Origin of the sequence: Schleiferilactobacillus perolens DSM 12744 (assembly GCF_001435585.1) — a bacterium.
GTDB lineage: Bacteria > Bacillota > Bacilli > Lactobacillales > Lactobacillaceae > Schleiferilactobacillus > Schleiferilactobacillus perolens.
Genome location: NZ_AZEC01000002.1, coordinates 211,774 through 229,962 on the forward strand (window position 1 = coordinate 211,774; position 18,189 = coordinate 229,962).

General features: G+C 47.9%; 17 protein-coding genes and 1 other annotated feature. Of the genes, 3 read left to right on the plus strand and 14 right to left on the minus strand.

Annotated features, from left to right (window positions below; all coding sequences use genetic code 11):
• Nucleotides 1–220: 220 nt before the first annotated feature.
• The 13 genes from minD to FD09_RS03235 all read right to left on the minus strand — a co-directional run bounded on the left by minD (nucleotide 221) and on the right by FD09_RS03235 (nucleotide 15,303).
• The gene (minD, locus tag FD09_RS03175) at nucleotides 221–1,018 is read right to left on the minus strand and encodes a septum site-determining protein MinD (protein WP_057818242.1); all 798 of its coding nucleotides are present in this window, start codon (nucleotides 1,016–1,018) and stop codon (nucleotides 221–223) included.
• A 1-nt stretch (nucleotide 1,019) separates the two neighbouring features.
• Nucleotides 1,020–1,688, minus strand: coding sequence for a septum site-determining protein MinC (locus tag FD09_RS03180; RefSeq protein WP_057818244.1), 669 nt, complete (start codon nucleotides 1,686–1,688; stop codon nucleotides 1,020–1,022).
• An 18-nt stretch (nucleotides 1,689–1,706) separates the two neighbouring features.
• Complete coding sequence (mreD, locus tag FD09_RS03185; RefSeq protein WP_057818246.1) at nucleotides 1,707–2,228, minus strand: rod shape-determining protein MreD; 522 nt, start codon at nucleotides 2,226–2,228, stop codon at nucleotides 1,707–1,709.
• 5 nt (nucleotides 2,229–2,233) lie between these two features.
• Nucleotides 2,234–3,094: a rod shape-determining protein MreC gene (mreC, locus tag FD09_RS03190; protein WP_057818248.1), complete on the minus strand. Its 861-nt coding sequence runs from the start codon at nucleotides 3,092–3,094 to the stop codon at nucleotides 2,234–2,236.
• A 56-nt stretch (nucleotides 3,095–3,150) separates the two neighbouring features.
• Nucleotides 3,151–4,155: a rod shape-determining protein gene (locus FD09_RS03195; RefSeq protein ID WP_057818250.1), complete on the minus strand. Its 1,005-nt coding sequence runs from the start codon at nucleotides 4,153–4,155 to the stop codon at nucleotides 3,151–3,153.
• A gap of 195 nt (nucleotides 4,156–4,350) precedes the next feature.
• Nucleotides 4,351–5,016, minus strand: a complete 666-nt coding sequence (radC, locus tag FD09_RS03200) for a RadC family protein (RefSeq protein ID WP_057818252.1) — start codon at nucleotides 5,014–5,016, stop codon at nucleotides 4,351–4,353.
• A 177-nt stretch (nucleotides 5,017–5,193) separates the two neighbouring features.
• Entirely contained in the window at nucleotides 5,194–5,844 is a 651-nt protein-coding gene (locus FD09_RS03205) for an HAD family hydrolase (RefSeq protein ID WP_057818255.1), read from the minus strand.
• The gene (locus FD09_RS03210; RefSeq protein ID WP_057818257.1) at nucleotides 5,831–7,144 is read right to left on the minus strand and encodes a bifunctional folylpolyglutamate synthase/dihydrofolate synthase; all 1,314 of its coding nucleotides are present in this window, start codon (nucleotides 7,142–7,144) and stop codon (nucleotides 5,831–5,833) included. The genes FD09_RS03205 and FD09_RS03210 overlap by 14 nt, the downstream gene beginning before the upstream one ends.
• Nucleotides 7,141–9,795 (minus strand): valine--tRNA ligase, encoded by a 2,655-nt coding sequence (locus FD09_RS03215; protein WP_057818259.1) that lies wholly within the window; start codon nucleotides 9,793–9,795, stop codon nucleotides 7,141–7,143. Before FD09_RS03215 ends, FD09_RS03210 begins: the two co-directional genes overlap by 4 nt.
• Before the next feature lie 53 nt (nucleotides 9,796–9,848).
• Nucleotides 9,849–10,048 (minus strand) — a binding site (T-box leader).
• A gap of 15 nt (nucleotides 10,049–10,063) precedes the next feature.
• Nucleotides 10,064–10,744 carry a redox-sensing transcriptional repressor Rex gene (locus FD09_RS03220; RefSeq protein ID WP_057818261.1) on the minus strand — a complete coding sequence of 227 codons (681 nt, stop codon included), beginning with the start codon at nucleotides 10,742–10,744 and terminating at the stop codon, nucleotides 10,064–10,066.
• A gap of 160 nt (nucleotides 10,745–10,904) precedes the next feature.
• Nucleotides 10,905–12,125, minus strand: a complete 1,221-nt coding sequence (thiI, locus tag FD09_RS03225; protein WP_057818263.1) for a tRNA uracil 4-sulfurtransferase ThiI — start codon at nucleotides 12,123–12,125, stop codon at nucleotides 10,905–10,907.
• Between the two features lie 10 nt (nucleotides 12,126–12,135).
• Entirely contained in the window at nucleotides 12,136–13,308 is a 1,173-nt protein-coding gene (locus tag FD09_RS03230; RefSeq protein ID WP_057818265.1) for a cysteine desulfurase family protein, read from the minus strand.
• 279 nt (nucleotides 13,309–13,587) lie between these two features.
• Nucleotides 13,588–15,303, minus strand: coding sequence for a septation ring formation regulator EzrA (locus FD09_RS03235; protein WP_057818267.1), 1,716 nt, complete (start codon nucleotides 15,301–15,303; stop codon nucleotides 13,588–13,590).
• A 137-nt stretch (nucleotides 15,304–15,440) separates the two neighbouring features.
• On the opposite strand from FD09_RS03235, the gene FD09_RS03240 reads away from it, so the two are divergent.
• Together FD09_RS03240 and rpsD are read left to right on the plus strand one after the other, a co-directional pair.
• Nucleotides 15,441–15,908, plus strand: a complete 468-nt coding sequence (locus FD09_RS03240) for a GAF domain-containing protein (protein WP_057818269.1) — start codon at nucleotides 15,441–15,443, stop codon at nucleotides 15,906–15,908.
• A gap of 175 nt (nucleotides 15,909–16,083) precedes the next feature.
• Nucleotides 16,084–16,695 (plus strand): 30S ribosomal protein S4, encoded by a 612-nt coding sequence (gene rpsD / locus FD09_RS03245; RefSeq protein ID WP_057818272.1) that lies wholly within the window; start codon nucleotides 16,084–16,086, stop codon nucleotides 16,693–16,695.
• 73 nt (nucleotides 16,696–16,768) lie between these two features.
• Here rpsD and msrA read toward each other — a convergent pair whose 3' ends face one another.
• Entirely contained in the window at nucleotides 16,769–17,599 is an 831-nt protein-coding gene (msrA, locus tag FD09_RS03250; protein ID WP_057818274.1) for a peptide-methionine (S)-S-oxide reductase MsrA, read from the minus strand.
• Between the two features lie 140 nt (nucleotides 17,600–17,739).
• On the opposite strand from msrA, the gene FD09_RS03255 reads away from it, so the two are divergent.
• Nucleotides 17,740–18,183, plus strand: a complete 444-nt coding sequence (locus tag FD09_RS03255; RefSeq protein ID WP_057818276.1) for a YueI family protein — start codon at nucleotides 17,740–17,742, stop codon at nucleotides 18,181–18,183.
• The last annotated feature ends 6 nt before the right edge of the window (nucleotides 18,184–18,189 follow it).

Here is an 18,189-nt window from a genome sequence, read left to right on the forward strand (position 1 = left end):
CCCAGACTCTATCACCGTCAAACAACGGTGCCGACAATAACGGGTCTCCCCGGAGCTCCCTACTGGTGTTCAGGAGTCACAAGACACGGATGTGGTTCATACCTAACCCTGATCTTCTCACACCGACTGAAGACTCTCTGGACAGGATAGCGGCATTACTCTTCCGCACGCTGAATGAATATGAAATTAAAAATAAGCATACTGACCATGGCCGACTTTGTCAACCCCGGTTAAACAACTTTGCCCAAAAACTTTTTTTAATCGTTGGTACCGGCAACAGGGGCGTTTGCGGGTTGATCAATCTTTCAGTGATGTTCCGGAAGCACGCCCCGGGTTTAGAATTAGTGTCAAACACCACCGGTTCACCGCGATTGTCCGCCGTAATGATTGCATTATCCTCCACAATAAAACCTAAAAGCGGTAAGGCTAAGCGATGGGCAATGGCCGGTACACTTAAACTGGTGCCAGCAGCGATCATTTCTGGCTGCACCCGATTCACGATCAAGCGAGGGGAAATTGGCATTCGGTGTGCTTCGATTAATCCAATTACTCGGTCAGCGTCACTCATGGCCGACAATTCCGGAGTGGTGACCACCACCGCCCCATCTGCTCCAGCCAAAGCATTGCGAAATCCTTGTTCTATGCCAGCCGGACAATCGATTAAAATATAATCAAACTCACTGCGTAAAGCTTCCACAATATTTCGGACAGCAGCAGGTGTCAATACATTTTTATCCGCATCTTGGGCCGCTGGCAACAGTACTAACCGGTCTTCAAACCGGGTGTCTTTCACCAAGGCCTGGTGCAACGTCGCCCGGCCCTGGACGACATCCACAATGTCATAAATAATCCGATTGCCTAAGCCAATCATGATATCCAGATTGCGCAATCCCAAGTCTAAGTCGACAACACAAACACGTTTACCCATGATGCTGAGGGCTGTGCCAATATTAGCGGTAGAAGTGGTTTTACCGACACCACCTTTCCCAGAAGTGATGACTAATGCAATTGCGGGCATGTTATTCCTCCAGCTTCTGATATAATCGCGGCCGTAATTCTTTAAGCGCAATATCGTCAGCATAATCCAACGCGTGCAAATCATTCACATAAGCAAATGAATGCGCCGTGAGCTTGGTATTATGGGCATCCACGATATCCATGGTGTCCGCAATATGAACTTGCGTGGCCCCCGTAAAATCGCCCACTGCAATGGCCTCGGCATCATTTGGATAACCTGCGTGCACAATACCTGCCACTTCACCCAAGCAGAAAATGTTACCAGTTGCGCGTAACACACCTCCGTAATGAACAGCCCCAATAAATAATACGTCACCGTCAAAACGCCGTTCCTGGCCACTGCGAATGACGCCGACAGCAACCGGTACATGCGGTGTCGCCAAGAGGTTCGCCACTTTGGTTTGGGGGATGACTGCGGCAGAAAAATTAATGATTTGAAATCCAGGATAAGGCTTGAGTAATGCCTGAATCGCTGCCTTTTGATCTTCATCAAGCAACCGCTCTCCACTCGCAATCGTAAACTTAGCGGATTCTTCGTGCAATAATGCTTGCTGGGTCTGCACCTGCTTAAACAAAGCCGCTAAATCTGACAGGTTCTCGGCGAATGACGCCGATGCTGCCAACTGGATTTCATAACCATCTTTTTTACCCTTCAACGTCGCACTTGCCATTACTTCACCCCATCTGACTTAAGATTCCACACGCCATCGAGCCAATAATCGATTGCACGGGACATATAACAAACCCGCAACCACGACATTGACCACGATTGTCGGCCATAGCACTTGACTGACGAATCCGACAAAGCCCTCGCCGCCAACACCAAGAAACCGATGGCCAAAATATACACCGCTGGTCACCACAACAATACTTATAAAGTATAGCAGAACCGCATACACACCGGAAATCGGTAAATATTCTCGGGCCCATTGGATACCATAGACGATTGCAGGAAATGCGATGGCGTAAAAACCGATGATTCCGGAATAGTAAAAGTCATAGACAATACCTAGCCCCACCGCTAGCCAGAGCAATCGGCCGTCACTGGGCATTAGGTATGTCACAAACGTCAGCCAGAGTAATAAAAAACTGGGTGCGACCTGCCATTGGGGAGTGATCAAGATTCCCTGCCCGGCAAATGACAATGCCCCATCCAGTAAAAGCCCCAAAAAGGCCACAATTGAGATATCGATGAAATGTCGTCGATCCATCCGCATTACCCCCCTTGTACATCCCGACTAATCACTGTCACAACAGAAAAGTCATTCAAGTTAGTCGCTGGTTTAAGGTAAACGGTAGCTGGCCGACCATAGTCATCATTTTTGACACTGACCACTTTACCGACATACAACCCCTTGGGAGTTAAACCACCGAGTCCAGAAGTAATGACTGTGTCCCCCTTCTCGATGGCATTTTTGGTGTTGATTTGGGTCATCGTCAAGGCCTCGTCCGTTTTATCGTAACCCGAGACGATCCCATTGATGTGTTCATCCTTCTTGTTCACGATTTCCACAGCTGTGCGATCAGCGTTGGTATTGGCAGTGGAAATAAGTTCTACCTTGGATGAGATATTATTGACTTCAATCACCCGACCAATTAACCCAGCGCCAGACACAACGGGCATATTTTTCTTGACACCTTGCAAGCTGCCCTTATTGATCATAAAAATATTTTCCCAATCCGCGGGTTGCCGAGAAGTGACGCTCGCCGGAATTTGTTTGTAATCAGACAGTGTGGCATTCAATTTCAACTGCTTTTTGAGCTGACTGTTTTCCTGCTTCAACGTGCTGTTCGTGGCTTTCGTCTGCTGCCATTGTGTAATATCCTTCTTCAATGCTTGGTTCTCGTTGTATGTGTTGACTAGATCCGTCACATTGTTGAAGCCGTCATGAATCGCGACCATCGGTGCGGAAACAATCGCCGCAGCTGTGTTGCTGATGTCATTGGCCACACGTTGAATAAGCGGTGGCGCACTGCGATTCTCACGAACACGAAAAGATAACGCCACGGTGCTAAGCGTGGCGATCAAAATAATCATGACGATGATCAATTTCTTGTTAGCAAAGAATTTGCGCATTCCCGTTTCTCACTCCAATACCAATCTGTGCAAACACAATGCAAACACAGTTTGCATTACCGGGAACGACGTTTCATCAACTCGATATGTTTCAGCGACTCCCCTGTGCCAATTGCAACACATTCCAGTGGATCTTGTGCAATGAATACTGGTACACCGGTGGCATCAGAAATCACGCCCGGCAAATTCTTAAGTAATGCACCACCGCCAGTCAGCACAATGCCGCGATCAATGACATCTGCCGCAATCTCCGGTGATGTCTCTTCCAACGTATCTTTGATGGCTTCGATAATGGCCTGGACCACTTCTTGTACGGCTTTGGCCACATCTTCACCAGACACATCAATCGTCTTTGGCAATCCAGAAACCAAATCCCGGCCGCGTACGGACATCGGGCCTAAATCCTTTGCCCCTTCGATTGAGGCAGAGCCAATTTCCATCTTGATCTGTTCTGCGGTCCGTTCACCGATCAACAAGTTGAATTCTTGACGAACATAGGAAGTGATTGCTTCGTCCATCTTGTCACCAGCCATCCGAATAGACCGGGCAGAAACAATCCCACCCAGTGAAATCGTGGCCACATCTGTCGTCCCGCCGCCAATGTCGACAACCATACTGCCAGTCGGATCCATGACAGGCAAACCTGCACCAATTGCCGCGGCATAAGGCTCTTCAATGACGTAGGCGTCCTTAGCGCCAGCCACCCGGGTCGCGTCTGTCACTGCCCGTTTCTCGACTTCTGTGACTCCAGAAGGTACACAAACCATGACATAAGGCTTGCCAGTAGAACCAGCCTTTTGTAAGAAATACTTCATCATTGCCACGGTGGTGTCATAGTCTGCAATGACCCCATCCTTCATCGGCCGAATCGCCACAATACTGGCTGGTGTACGGCCAATCATGTCCCGAGCCTCAGAACCGACTGCCAGCACGTCACCAGTATTGGTGTCCTTGGCCACGACAGAAGGTTCACTGAGCACAATACCTTTGCCTTCTACATATACCAATGTATTGGCTGTGCCCAAGTCAATACCTATATTTTTCGCACCAAATCCAAACACGAGAATTTCTCTCCTTCAAAGCGCATCCGCGGATACTTAATATCGATAATTATAACATAGTCGCTTCTCTGCCACTACGTCTCCAGTATAACAGTGAACGGGTTTTCCATCGCTGTTTTCAATTCCACATTACCGTAACATATTGCACCAGTCGCGCCCAATTTTTCAGGAGATATTTAGAAAAGCTTCGGATTTTTACCAAGGATGACAGCTACGAATGGAGGCATAGTCATCTTGCCCAACGATCAAGTGATCCACCACTTCGATCCCCACAATTTCACCGACACTAACCAACCGTTCAGTTAACATCAAGTCTTGTTGTGACGGAGTCGGATCGCCGCTAGGGTGATTGTGCGCGACAAGGATGTGGGCAGCAGCAAAACGCAGTGCGCCGGCGAATACCTCACGGGGATGGGCAATAGATGCCGTCAGACTTCCTTTAAACAACATTTGTTCGGCAATGACAGCATTTTTTGCATCCAAGTAAATTGCAATGAACTCTTCTTGAGTACAACCAGCGTAGTAATCCATAAGATGTTTGGCGGCACTCTCTACCGAATCGATTCGGCCAAACCGGTCCCCGAGTTGATGGGCGACCCGCCGTCCGAGTTCGATGCCGCCGGCCAGCATCAATGCCTTAGCCGGACCGACACCAGCAATTCGAGATAATTCTGCGAGCCCAGCATATTGCAAATTTGGCAAAAAGTGATATTGGTTAATGATTGCTTCCGCAATTTGAAATACGGACTGGTAACGGCTCCCGCCGCCCAACATGAGTGCAATCAACTCCTGATCGGTTAATGCCCCGACGCCGAACTGCGTCGCTTTTTCCCGGGGTAACATCACTGCCACTTCTTCCATGCCTAATCGTCCTCTCTTGATTGGTCCTCACTCACTATATATGCAGAAGAACAAAAGTTTGGGCATCAATCAGTGCACAAAAAAGACCAAGATAAAAGTTTTTCCCCACATTGGCATTACAGCCATCATGGTTCAAACCTTTATCTTGATCTCTGTGTATGCACTGGCAGCTGATAATTAAAAGAGTTCAGCAATGTGCAGGAGGTCGGGAGCAACCAGGATTGGCCGACCGACTTCTTGTACTACTTGTTCCGCAGAACGCAGGTCGGGGATGAGTACCGGTGTCATCTCGGCATTCAGCGCAGCTTGGATACCATTCACTGAGTCCTCCACGACCAGTGCGCGGGTTGGATCGATGTCTAAAGCTTTGGCAGCAGCCAAAAAAATGTCAGGCGCTGGTTTGCCATGGGCTACATCATCACCCGTTACAATCGCTGAGAAACGATCCGTGATGCCAATCTTGGCCAGAAACCGATGGACCATTGTGTGATAATTACTGGAGCCAACAGCCAACGGAATCCCGGCTTTTTGCAAAGTTTCTAACAGCTCGGCAACACCGGGTTTGGGTCGTAAATCACCGGCCGCAACATACTCATCCACCAAAGCGTATGTGTCATCCAAAAATTCTTGGGCTCGGTTGCCAGGAAAATACTTCTGGTAAAACGCCCGGGCTGTGGCATTGGTGGTGCCGGCCAATGGTGCATAATCAGCGGCCGTCAAAGTCAATCCTTGGGCCTTGCCAGCGGCCAGGTTAGCCTTTAAATACAATCGTTCAGAATCCACGAGGACCCCATCCATATCAAAAATTACACCATTATACGTCGTCATCATCACCTCCTAACAAGGATTCCCGCACAGTGGAAACAAAATGCAAAGAACCCGCAATAATGATCAAATCGTCCTCATCTGTTTCCTGCAGCACAACCGCCAATGCCGCGCGCCAATCATGAATATGACGAATTGGCTGCGGCATCTCAGGCCACTGCGCCAGAGGCAACAAACGCGGATCTTTAAAGTCTGTTCCGACAATATCAAATCCTGCCCGGATGTAATATTGCAACATTTTTTTTGCATCTTTGCCCTGTAAAAACGAGGCAATCAAGTGCACAGTCACACCGGGAAAAGCCTGTTGGACACTGTCGATCAGTGCCCGTACAGCGGGTACATTATGGGCACCATCCAGAAGTACAAAGGGCTTTTCGTGCAGCAATTCCATCCGCGCGGGCCAATGAAAGTTAGCCATTCCTTCACGAATGGCACCCTCACTCAACTGCCCATGATTCTGCGCGAAATACAGTACCGCGACTTGAATGGCCGTGGCCGCATTATGGACCTCATAAGCCGAAATACTGGGCAACGCAATATTTTTATAATGCATCCCCGCAGCTTCATTTGCAAAGTCAAACAACCAGCGATGTTGTGCCGGTTGCAAGCGCGGGTGAAGCAATTGAAAGGCTTCACCAAAGTGGAAAAGCGGTGCATGCTCTCGCAGCGCATATGCTTTGATAATCGCCAATTGGGGGGCGGCAATTTCCCCCACCACTACGGGTACGCCTTTTTTGATGACACCCGCTTTTTCAGCGGCGACATCATCTAAGGTAGGCCCAATCAGTTCCAAGTGGTCCGCTCCAATCGTCGTGATGGCCGACACATCGGGGGTGATCACATTGGTTTTATCGTGGGCCCCGCCAATGCCGACCTCAATGACCGCTACAGCCACTCTTCGTTGAGCAAAATAATAAAAGCCCAGAGCGGTCACAAACTCAAATTCAGTGAGTGCAAAGTCCGGCCGTTCCGCTTGGATGTGCCGCAACACGTTGGCCAGATACGTAGTGGTGTCAGCCAAGTCGGTATCACTAATATTGTGACCATCGACTTGGATACGTTCATTAAACCGAGTAATAAACGGAGAAACGAATCGACCGACCCGCAGGCCGCTGGCCAATAAAATTTCAGTTACCATCTCGGCAACCGAGCCTTTACCGTTAGTGCCAGTCACGTGAATAAAATGGCCCTGTTGTTCAGGATGCCCAATAGCGGCCAAAAATTCTTTAATCTCCGTCAATTCCCGACTACGGTGCAATCGGGGTCGACCGTGAATAAAGTGAATCGCTTCTTGGTAATTCATGCGTCATTTTCCCGTAAGTCGGCCAATCGCTTGGTCAATGTCTTCAACTGTTCTTGATACTCAGCCAGTTTTTGCTTCTCAGCAGCGACTACCGCCGCTGGTGCTTTGGCGACAAAGCCCTGATTGGCCAATTTTTTATTGGCCCGATCCACTTCTTGCTGCAAGTGGTCGTGTTCCTTCGATAAACGTTCAATCTCGGCATGCATATCCACCAGTTCAGTCAATGGGATAATAACTTCCCCGCCTGGAATAACAGCAGTCATGACCTTGGCTGATGCCGCCGGTTGAGTGCCCGTTAAAGTCTCCATGTCGCTGGCGTTCACAAACCGCTGAATGAACGGTTTGTTGGCATTAAAGACCTGGCCAAGCCGTTCTTCTGCCAGATACACTTGCAGTCTAATGGGTTTGCTCAATGGCGCGTTGGCCTGGGAGCGGATGTTACGGACAGAACGAACCAACGCAATAATCCAGTCCATATCTGCCGCCGCCGACGCATCCGCAAATTGATCATGGGCAAGTGGGTATTGGGCCAACATGATCGTCTCACCCGCATGGGGCATGGCTTGCCAAATTTTTTCTGTGACAAAGGGCATCGTGGGATGCAGCATACGCAGTGTCATGTCCAGTACCCAAAGCAGATTACGGCGTTTTTCCGACTTCTTTGTTTCATCCGTGCCGTAAAGAACTTCCTTACTCATTTCCACATACCAATCGGCAAAATCATTCCATGTGAAGTTGTAAAGCGCCCGCCCAGCTTCACCAAACTCAAATTGATCCGTTAGCCGGGTGACCTTCTTGATGGTTTCATTCAACCGGAAGAAGATCCAACGATCTGCCAAATCAAACGTCTGCGGATCCGGGGGAGTATTGCTGGCTGGTGTATCCGCCAGATTCATCAAGACAAAGCGAGAAATATTCCAAATCTTGTTGATGAAATTCCACGCCGCTTCCAGTTTTTGTTCACTGAAGTTAGCATCTTGCCCCGGAGTTGAACTCGTGGATAAATACCAGCGTAAGGCATCTGCACCATATTTACTGATAATATCCATGGGATCGATCCCGTTACCCAGTGACTTTGACATCTTGCGTCCCTGAGAATCCCGCATCAGGCCATGAATCAGTGCATGATCAAAAGGCCGCTGATTCGTGAAGTGTTCACTTTGGAAAATCATCCGGGCCACCCAAAATGGGATGATATCGTAACCGGTAACCAGCGTATTGGTCGGAAAATAACGCTTATAATCAGGCGCCTGTGTATCAGGCCAACCGAGTGTTGAAAATGGCCATAGTGCACTGGAGAACCAAGTATCCAGCACATCTGGATCCTGTTCCCAATTTTCGGGATCTTCAGGTGCATCCATGCCTACGTAAATTTTACCGGTCTCCTTGTTATACCAAGCCGGGATCCGGTGACCCCACCACAGTTGGCGAGAAATCACCCAATCATGAATGTTTTCCATCCAATTAATGAGTGTGTGTTCAAATCGTTCTGGCACAAAGTGAACCTTATCATCCGTTTTTTGCTGGTCTAATACCCGCTTAGCCAACGGCTTCATTTTTACAAACCATTGAGTCGACAAACGCGGTTCGACTTGCACGCCAGAGCGCTCAGAGTGCCCAACGCTGTGGACAATGGGTTCAACGGACAGTAAGTAACCCTCTTTTTTCAGATCCGCCACGATCGCTTTGCGCGCCTCGAACCGATCCATGCCCGCATACTTGCCGCCTTGATCATTAATTGTCGCATCGTCGTTCATAATGTTAATGCGTTCCAAGTTGTGACGATTACCGACTTCAAAGTCATTGGGGTCATGCGCTGGAGTAATTTTCACTGCCCCAGTACCGAATTGCATGTCCACGTAACGATCGGCAATGATCGGAATCTTTCGGCCAACCAGTGGTAAAATCACTTCTTTACCGACAACCGCTTGATAGCGTTCATCGTCAGGATGCACCGCGATGGCTGTATCACCAAGCATAGTCTCTGGCCGAGTGGTCGCAATTTCAATATACCCAGAACCATCCACGTAAGGATATTTCACGTGATAGAACGCGCCCTGATCATCTTGGTGGAGCACTTCAATGTCAGAAAGAGCCGTCCGCAACTCGGGATCCCAGTTAATGATGTATTGTCCTCGATAAATTAGGCCTTCATTATATAAATCCACAAAGACTTTGCGGACCGCCTTTGACAGACCCTTATCCAAGGTGAACCGTTCCCGCGAATAATCCAGCGACAACCCCATCTTGGCCCACTGTTCATGGATTGTTTTGGCGTATTCGTCTTTCCATTCCCACACTTGCTGAATGAACTTATCCCGACCAAGATCGTAACGTGATACACCCTGCTTCCGCAATTTGGCTTCTACCTTAGCCTGAGTCGCGATCCCGGCGTGATCCATACCAGGCAGCCATAATGTATCAAACCCCTGCATCCGTTTTTGCCGGATGATCATATCCTGAAAAGTCGTGTCCCAGGCATGGCCCATGTGCAGCTTACCCGTGACATTGGGCGGCGGAATTACAATGCTGTATGGTTTAGCCTCTGGATTACCGCTGGGCTTAAAATAGCCAGCGTCACGCCACTTTTTATACATCCCAGCCTCGACAGTCGTGGGATCATACTTTGTTGACATATCTGTTTCACTCATAACGTCACTCCCTAACGAATTAAAATCGATCGAACAAAAAAATCGCCCCAAAAAATTAGGACGATTTGCTCGCGGTACCACCTAAGTTGTGTGCACAGCACACCTCTCAATCCGATAACGGTGGTTCCCGGATACCACTTCCGCAGTCGCAGTATCTACTCCCGAGCTACCATGCCAGGCATTCGGCCGATTCACACCGTCCATCGGCTCGCTGAATTCCCTGTCCCGTCATGCTCTCGATCAAAGTGTTATCTGCATTATAGCGTATTTAATTCGACTCAGCAAAGGCTGGATCATACTTTTCTGCGGCATTTTCATCCACATCAGCAAAATACATCAAGGTTTGGATCTCACTGGTTAAATCAATGTATTTCACGTGTACGCCGGGATTCACTTTGAGTCGCTGCGGAGCAAAATTCAAAATAGAATGGACCCCAGCTTCGGTCAGCTGGGCGACGGCCTCCTGAGCATGAATGCTGGGAACCGTAGAAATCGCTGTTTTGATGCCTTGCTCTTGAATCTTCTCCACCAGTTGATCCATGTGATAAACCGGCACCCCATTAATAATGGTACCGATTGCTGGGCAATCGGTATCAAAGGCACATGTGATTCGTAAATTATCATTACGGCGGAAGTTATTTTGAATGAGTGCACGTCCCAGATTACCGACACCGATCAGGGCAATCTTATGCAATTGATCCACCCGCAGCATTTGAGCAAATGTTTGAATCAAGAAGTCGACATCATAACCGTACCCACTCTTACCTAGTTCGCCAAAACACGAGAAGTCCCGTCTGATCGTGGCAGAGGGTATGTGAATGCTTTTGCTAAGCTCATGGGACTTGATTCTCTCAATGCCTTCTGCTTTATACATGCAGAGATATCGATAATACAGTGGAATGCGTTTGGCAGTGGCACGGGGCAGCACGCCCGGGCGAGATTCAACCATTTTATTCACCGTCCTATTTGTTTGCTATTTCACATATCAATATACCATGATGCTCACTACTGCGCAAGAAGAATTTTTCTCTTCGGTACAAAAAAAGTGAAGAATCCAAAACACAGATTCCTCACCGTTATCACGCTTGCTTATCTGGTTTAACGGTCGCCTATAGCAATGCGGCGGCCTCATCGGCGTGGACATTCATAAATTCATCGTTGGGATGAATAGTGGTGATCTTCATTCCGGCCAATGCCCGATCCATCATGGGTTCGCCATCCAGTGCAGCCTCATATTGCCGTGCACGATCCAAATTCGGTTTAGTCTTCGGTCGTGGCGGCGCAAAAATTGTGCAACAGTCTTCAAAGGGCATAATGGACAAGTCAAAGGTCCCGATCTTCTCCGCTAATGCAATGATTTCGGTTTTATCCATCGTCACTACCGGCCGCAAAATTGGCGTGGTAGTCACATCATTGATTGCAGTCATGCTTTCTAACGTTTGGGAAGCCACCTGACCAACAGATTCACCATTAAAGATGGCTAACCCGCCACGCTGAGCTCGGATTCGATCTGCCAGGCGCAACATGAACCGGCGCTGAACAGTCATTAAATAACCCTCTGGCACATGACTCTTGACCTCTTCTTGAATCTCTGTAAACGGCACTTCAATAAATGTAATCGAACCCGCATAAGGGGCCAACTTAGCTGTCAGTTCCTTAGCCTTATTCAGCGCGTCAATACTCGTATAAGGCGGACTAAAGAAATGGACCATTTCAATATCCACTCCGCGTTTTAAAGCAAGGTAGCTGGCCACCGGACTGTCAATGCCGCCAGACAACATCAAAACTGCCTTCCCAGCTGAACCGACGGGCAAACCACCTGCTGCTTTAATCGTTTCCGTGGACAAATAAATACCATCACGGCGCACTTCCACGCGTAAAGTGACATCTGGGTGTTTCATCTTCACCTGGATGTCTGGTAACGCATCCGTGATCAAATTGCCTAGATCCAAATTCATTTGGTTCGTATCCAATGCAAAAGTATGATCAGAACGCCGTGTATTGACCTTGAACGAAGCATTCGGCGCCGGCAGAGTCTCTTTGACTAACTCTAGGGCAGTTTGATGCACCACAGTCATATCTTTGGGCAACTTGATTGCCGGACTATAGTTTTGAATGCCAAATATTTTATCCAGAATGGCCATCACCGGCTTGGCTGGAGTACCATTTAATTCGATGTGCATCCGATCCCGTTTAGGATGAATGCTCAGATCAGGGTAATTTTTTAGCGCTTTAACCACATTACCAGTTAACCGTCCAATGAAGTTGCGTCGATTTTTTCCCTTAGTAGAAAGCTCGCCGTAGCGCACCATAATTTCAGTATATTCCATATTGTCTCCTTTACGCGTGATGCGCAACCGTCACGTTCGTGCGCAACTTAGCAAATTGCTCGTAAAGCTGATCAAAAACACGATTAAATTCATCTGCTTCTGCCAGCGTGTTGTGTTCGTCCAACGACACCCGCACTGCACTGGTGGCGATGTGGCTGGGCACTTGCATTGCTCGTAATGTACTGGACTCGGTTCCCTTTTTCGATGAGCAAGCACTCGTCGTAGAAATGTAAATCCCGTGTTCCTCAAATGCATGGACAATTGTCTCCCCGCGCACACCGGGTAATGCGAAACACAAAATATGCGGTGCAAATTGGTTAGTTAATGGTGAAAAGATGGTCACGTCTGGGTACTGCGAAATGTGGTTTTCGATCCGTGTACGCACCGCTTGTTGATTGGCTACATTCGCTGATTCGTTGGTTAATAACAACCGCAGTGCCTTAGCCATCGCCCCGATAGCCGGCGTATTCTCTGTACCAGAACGCCAATCATTTTCCTGGCCACCGCCTGTTAGCAACGGCGCAATTTTACGACCGCGTTTTGCATAAATGAAACCAGTACCCCGGGGCGCATGGAATTTATGCCCAGAAAAAGTAGCAAAATCAACCCGCGGATCGCGAATTAAATCACGCAATCCTTTACCCACTGCTTGCACGGCATCCACGTGATAATGAATTGTCGGATAATCTGCCAACACTTTAGCCACTTCATGAATGGGTTGGATCGCGCCAATTTCGTTATTGACCACCATCGTCGACACAAGGATTGTTTTATCCGTAATCGCATTGGCCAACATTTGCGGATCAATGAAGCCATTCTTGTCCACCGGTAAATAGGTCACTCGAAATCCCAGTTTCTCCAACTGTTTCATTGTATTAATTACCGCCGGGTGTTCGATCGCAGTGGTAATCAAGTGATTCCCAAATTCCCGTTTTTCAATGGCAGTGCCTTTAATGATCCAATTGTCGCCCTCTGTACCGCCACTGGTGAAATAAATTTCATCAGTTTGGGCATCGAGAAGATCAGCAATTTGTTTACGGGCAGACTGCAACATATCATTAGCCTTCGTCCCCACCGCATGCAAACTCGATGGATTGCCAAAAAAGTTGTTACTAATGGCATCATAAGTTGCCAACACAGCCGGATCAATTTTCGTCGTTGCACTGTTATCAAAATAAATCAAAAATGGCCACTCCTTGTTCTAAAGAATCTGCTTGGGAAATGTAAGTAACAAGAATTATAGATAAAAAAGAGGAAAGGTGCAAGAGGCAGAGGGCGCAGCGGGCCGGTTAGAGGCGTAGAGATAAGGGCAAGCAGGCATAAAACCCGGTTTTAGGTTTTGTGCCTGCTTGCCCTTATCTCCTAGCCTCTGGCCCGCGGAGCCCGTTTAGGAAAGACTAGCTTCTGCTCGGCTTTGCCCGTTTCGGGGAGACTAGCTTCTGGTCGGCGGAGCCCGTTTCCCCTAAACCTGCCCCTGCCGCTCCCGGTAAGCCGCCTCAATCCGCTTATACGCCCCCGGTTCCGCCGTCTCCACAGCAGTCGCAATCGTATCTAGTGCATGGGGATAATCAAAAGTCGTGTTAAACGCTTGTGTCGCTTGAATACTAGCCTGGGCCACCGCTTGGTGATCCTGCTTTAATGCATTCGCATATTGCAGCATTTCCTGGGTCAACGCCGCCGCATCAATCAAGTCCTCAGTCCGTTGTTGCAGAGTTTTTAGATCTTCCTGTGTCATAATCAACTGTTTGGTGATGCCTTCCAGATTGATTTTCACCTGATTTAAGTCATGATCCAGCTTTTCAATTTCCTGTCGGACAATGCTGGCAAAGTTTTGATAGGACTTGGGCAGGCCAGGCAAATTTTGCTGGGCCATTTTGCGATGGGTTTCTCGGTACTCCATCATAAAACGAGCCAAATTTTGCCGCGCAATCTCTTCTCCCGAACGCAAACCACTCAGGTCTTGATCCATGGCCACTTGTTTTTTTTCAATAGCTGCCAGTTCGGTTTCAATTTTTGCCAAATCTTCCTGAATCAAGGTGAAAACCGCTTGATGATCGTGGATCTTTTGTTCATCTTGGGTGAATTTTTCTTGAGCTTCCGCGATTTGACGTCCAAACTTAGCAGTGGTTTGGACTTCATCATTGTTTAGAAAATAGCTCTCATCCAGATGTGTCACTTCTTCTTGCAGTGTCTTATTTTGTACAGCAGCGTGGGTGATGAATGCAGGTAACTCGTTCCGCTGCTGTTCCACCGCATCTTTGGCATCAATTTCCTTTTGCATGACATCATATAAGTGATCAATTGCCTGAGCAATTTCCTTATTGGTCTCAATCAAGCCAGCAATATCGTATTGTGCCAACTGATTCTCTGCTTGATGGATATCATCATCAATTTTTGTCAATTCTTGGGGAATGTTAATGTCAAAAAAGCGGAACCCTGCTTGCCGCAGACGGTGATAACCGCTGATCAATTCTTCGCTTTGACCAGGAAATACATTGGTCAGCTCGTTGACCCGCGGTGGCAATTTTTCGACTGCGTCTGCCAATTTGTCCAACTGATCGGTGATGTCGTCCAGCTGACTACGCACCTTCAGATGGTCACCGTGGCTGGCCGTCACACTGACTTGTTGGAAGGCATCGTTAATCGCGGTCAAGGTGCTTTGTAAATGGCTCAATGCACTACCAAACGAGAAACTTTGCACTAAGACAGTCTTGCGCAACTGTTTATATCGCTCTAACGCTGCCTGTTGCGCGGCTTTATTCTGTTGGGCAACATCTTCGATTTTGGCCAAGGCAGCAGTGATATTCTCGGCGATACGTTCCTCATCGGCCACTAAAACATTCAGCGTCGCTATAATTCGTTTAGCCTGTATAATGTGGTAACCATCGTTTTCATCCGCGGCTTGGCTCAATAGATCAGCCGCTTTGGGAAACTGATCTTCCGTTAACCGCACAAATTGATGCTGCCATTTATGAAAAATTTGCAGACTTTCCCCACTCAGATTGGCCTGGGCCAACTGACCGATCTTTTTGTGTAGAGAAAGATCGGCCAGCTTTCGTTGCCGCTTGGTCAATTCTTCTAGTGCAGCTTTGTTTTGAAACTGACCAAACAGCACATACGCAGCACTCACGCCAACAACGAGCAAGATACAGACTAATATGATTCCCCACAATGGCACACGACACACATCCTCACACAATTTGGTAACAGTTTGCATTACCACCTATTTCAGCATACAATACATCTCAAATTATAACAGACTGCCAGGCAGGGTTGACACTGTTGCCCAACCTTTTAATGAAATGAGGAGTATTCATGACCGAAACAGCATTACTGACAGAACAACTGCGCAGTTTAATTGACGGTGAAAACAATCAGATTACAATTCTCGCCAACGCCTGCGCCCTATTGAACGACACGTTGGCCGATATCAACTGGGCAGGCTTCTATATATATAATGAAGGAACCAACGAACTTGACTTAGGCCCCTTCCAAGGCAAAGTGGCCTGTATGCACATCAAACCAGGTCGCGGTGTTTGCGGCACTGCCTTTGCCACCCAACAGACACAGCGAGTCGCCGATGTGCATCAATTTCCCGGCCATATTGCCTGCGATTCAGCAAGCAATTCAGAACTGGTCATTCCCTTGGGCCGCTTTGGTGTGTTAGACATTGATTCACCAAAACACGATCGTTTTTCTGCCATTGAACAATCCCGCTTAGAGGAATTTGCCAGTGCGCTGTGCGATCACCTTGACGCCGCACCCTCTTATCCAGTACAATAGTCGCTGTGTGTAAAATAAGCAGCAGCAAGCGGCAAAGCCGTCAACAAATGACGACGCTACAATAGTTCAATCGTGTAACCTCTGGCTGCAAAGGTGAAAATTGTAACGTCATTTGAACGATTGCTGAACTTGCACGGATTATTTTACTCCAAATAATATTATTGGAGGATTTTCTATGTCTCGTTATACAGGCCCTCGCTGGAAATTATCCCGGCGTTTAGGTATCTCCTTGTCAGGTACCGGTAAAGAATTAGCACGGCGTCCCTACGCACCTGGTGAACATGGTGCAAACAATCGTCGTAAGGTATCTGATTACGGTGCACAATTAACAGAAAAACAAAAGTTACGGTTAATGTTTGGTTTGAACGAACGCCAATTCATGAACTTGTTCGTTCGCGCCGGCAAGATTCGCGAAGGTAAGCATGGTGTTAACTTCATGGCCTTACTGGAATCCCGTCTGGACAACTTGGTTTACCGATTGGGCTTTGCCTCCACTCGGCCCCAAGCTCGTCAATTAGTCAACCATGGTCATGTCACTGTGGATGGCAAGCGGGTGGACATCGCTTCTTACGAAGTAAAGCCCGGCCAAGTGATTGGTCTGAGAGAAAAAGCCAAGGATTTGCAAGTTGTCAAAGATTCCTTGGAAAACACCGTGGCTCGTCCGCCATTTGTTTCTTGGGACGAGAATAACCTGACTGGTGAATATGTTCGTTTGCCAGAACGGGAAGAAATGGAACCAGAAATCGACGAATCCTTAGTCGTTGAATTCTACAACCAACGTCTGTAATTTTATTACATTCCTTGGTTACAAAAACAGCCTCGGCAACGAGGCTATTTTTGTGTCTGCTGAATTGTCAGCATTACTCTGGCAAATGGTGGACAAATCGCCAAACCCGGTTCTGTAATGCCTGAAATTGGATTAGCTGATGCCTGGCCCGAGCAATTTGGCGATACCGCTTGGGATTCTTTTTGTAGAATTGTTGATGAAAATTCTCTGCTGGCCAAAAAATCGTGGCGGGTGCAATCGTCGTGACGATTGGTCTGTGAAAACGGCCGGAAGCTTTGAGCCGTGCCTTTGACTGGTCTGCGATTTCTTTTTGTGTTTTATTTTGAAAGAAAATGACTGGCCGGTATTCATTACCCCGATCTTCAAATTGACCCATTGCATCTGTGGGATCGGTCAGCTGCCAATAAAGTTCAATTAATTGCTGATAAGTGATCACATGGGTATCGAAAATGATTTCCACAGCTTCCACATGCCCCGTTCCACCGGCCACCACCTGGTCATAGGTGGGATGCGGCGTGTGCCCGCCTGTATACCCAGACAGCACAGACACGATTCCCGGTAACGTTTCAAACGGCTGCACCATGCACCAAAAGCAGCCGCCAGCAAAAATTGCGCGTTCTTGACCAGCCAAATCAGGCATCGTGTGCCGTGCATAATCAAACACCCGCACTCCTTCTGAATTTCGTGTTAAGCGCAAATAGAAATCCGTGACATCTGGGGTTAAATTGTTGCGCAGTGCTAAAGGCCGCAATTTAGCCTCTAACTGATCCACTACCCTGCTCACCAAGTTGCCGGTTTCAATTTCATTTTTGGCCGTGATCAATTGCTCGCGTTCCCATGCACGCGTACCCGGATTCAGAATCAGGTTATAGATATCAATTAATTCCGTATCTTGCGGAGTCATTTATATTCACGCCCCCTTGTTTTGTCGTTATCATCCCGTGGATAATCTCTGGCGTCAAGAAAAACGCCTACAATGGCGGTATCATCGTGATTACAAAGAGTATGTTATACTATTCTCAAATTGAACGAGGAGGATTAGCCATGGCAACAGATGATGTCAACCAACGAATCGAAGATAGTGCCCTGGGCGGGCGCCAAACTAAACCAGACGAGCGCCGTCAATACATGGGTTCATTACGGGAAAGGGTATTTTTAGCCATTACTGTGGGACAATTAGCCGATCCGGCGATTTTAACCACTTTCACCCAGCACTGTGCAGATTACCAAGGTTACACTGCTCTGCTCAATGGTAAAGTATCCAACAGCATTATGGGCGATTATATGAAGGCATTGAATAACAAGAATGTGCCGTTTACATTAGTCAATGACCCTGACACTCCGGCAGACGCGGCGGCCATGGGAGTTCTTATCGTGGCCAAAGATGCGATCAATCGGTCCGTCATTAATATTAAAGATCTTTTTCCTGACACCACTAACAAACCCATTGAAAAGAAGCACAAGGGCTTTTTTGAGTCCCTGTTTTAATTGTTT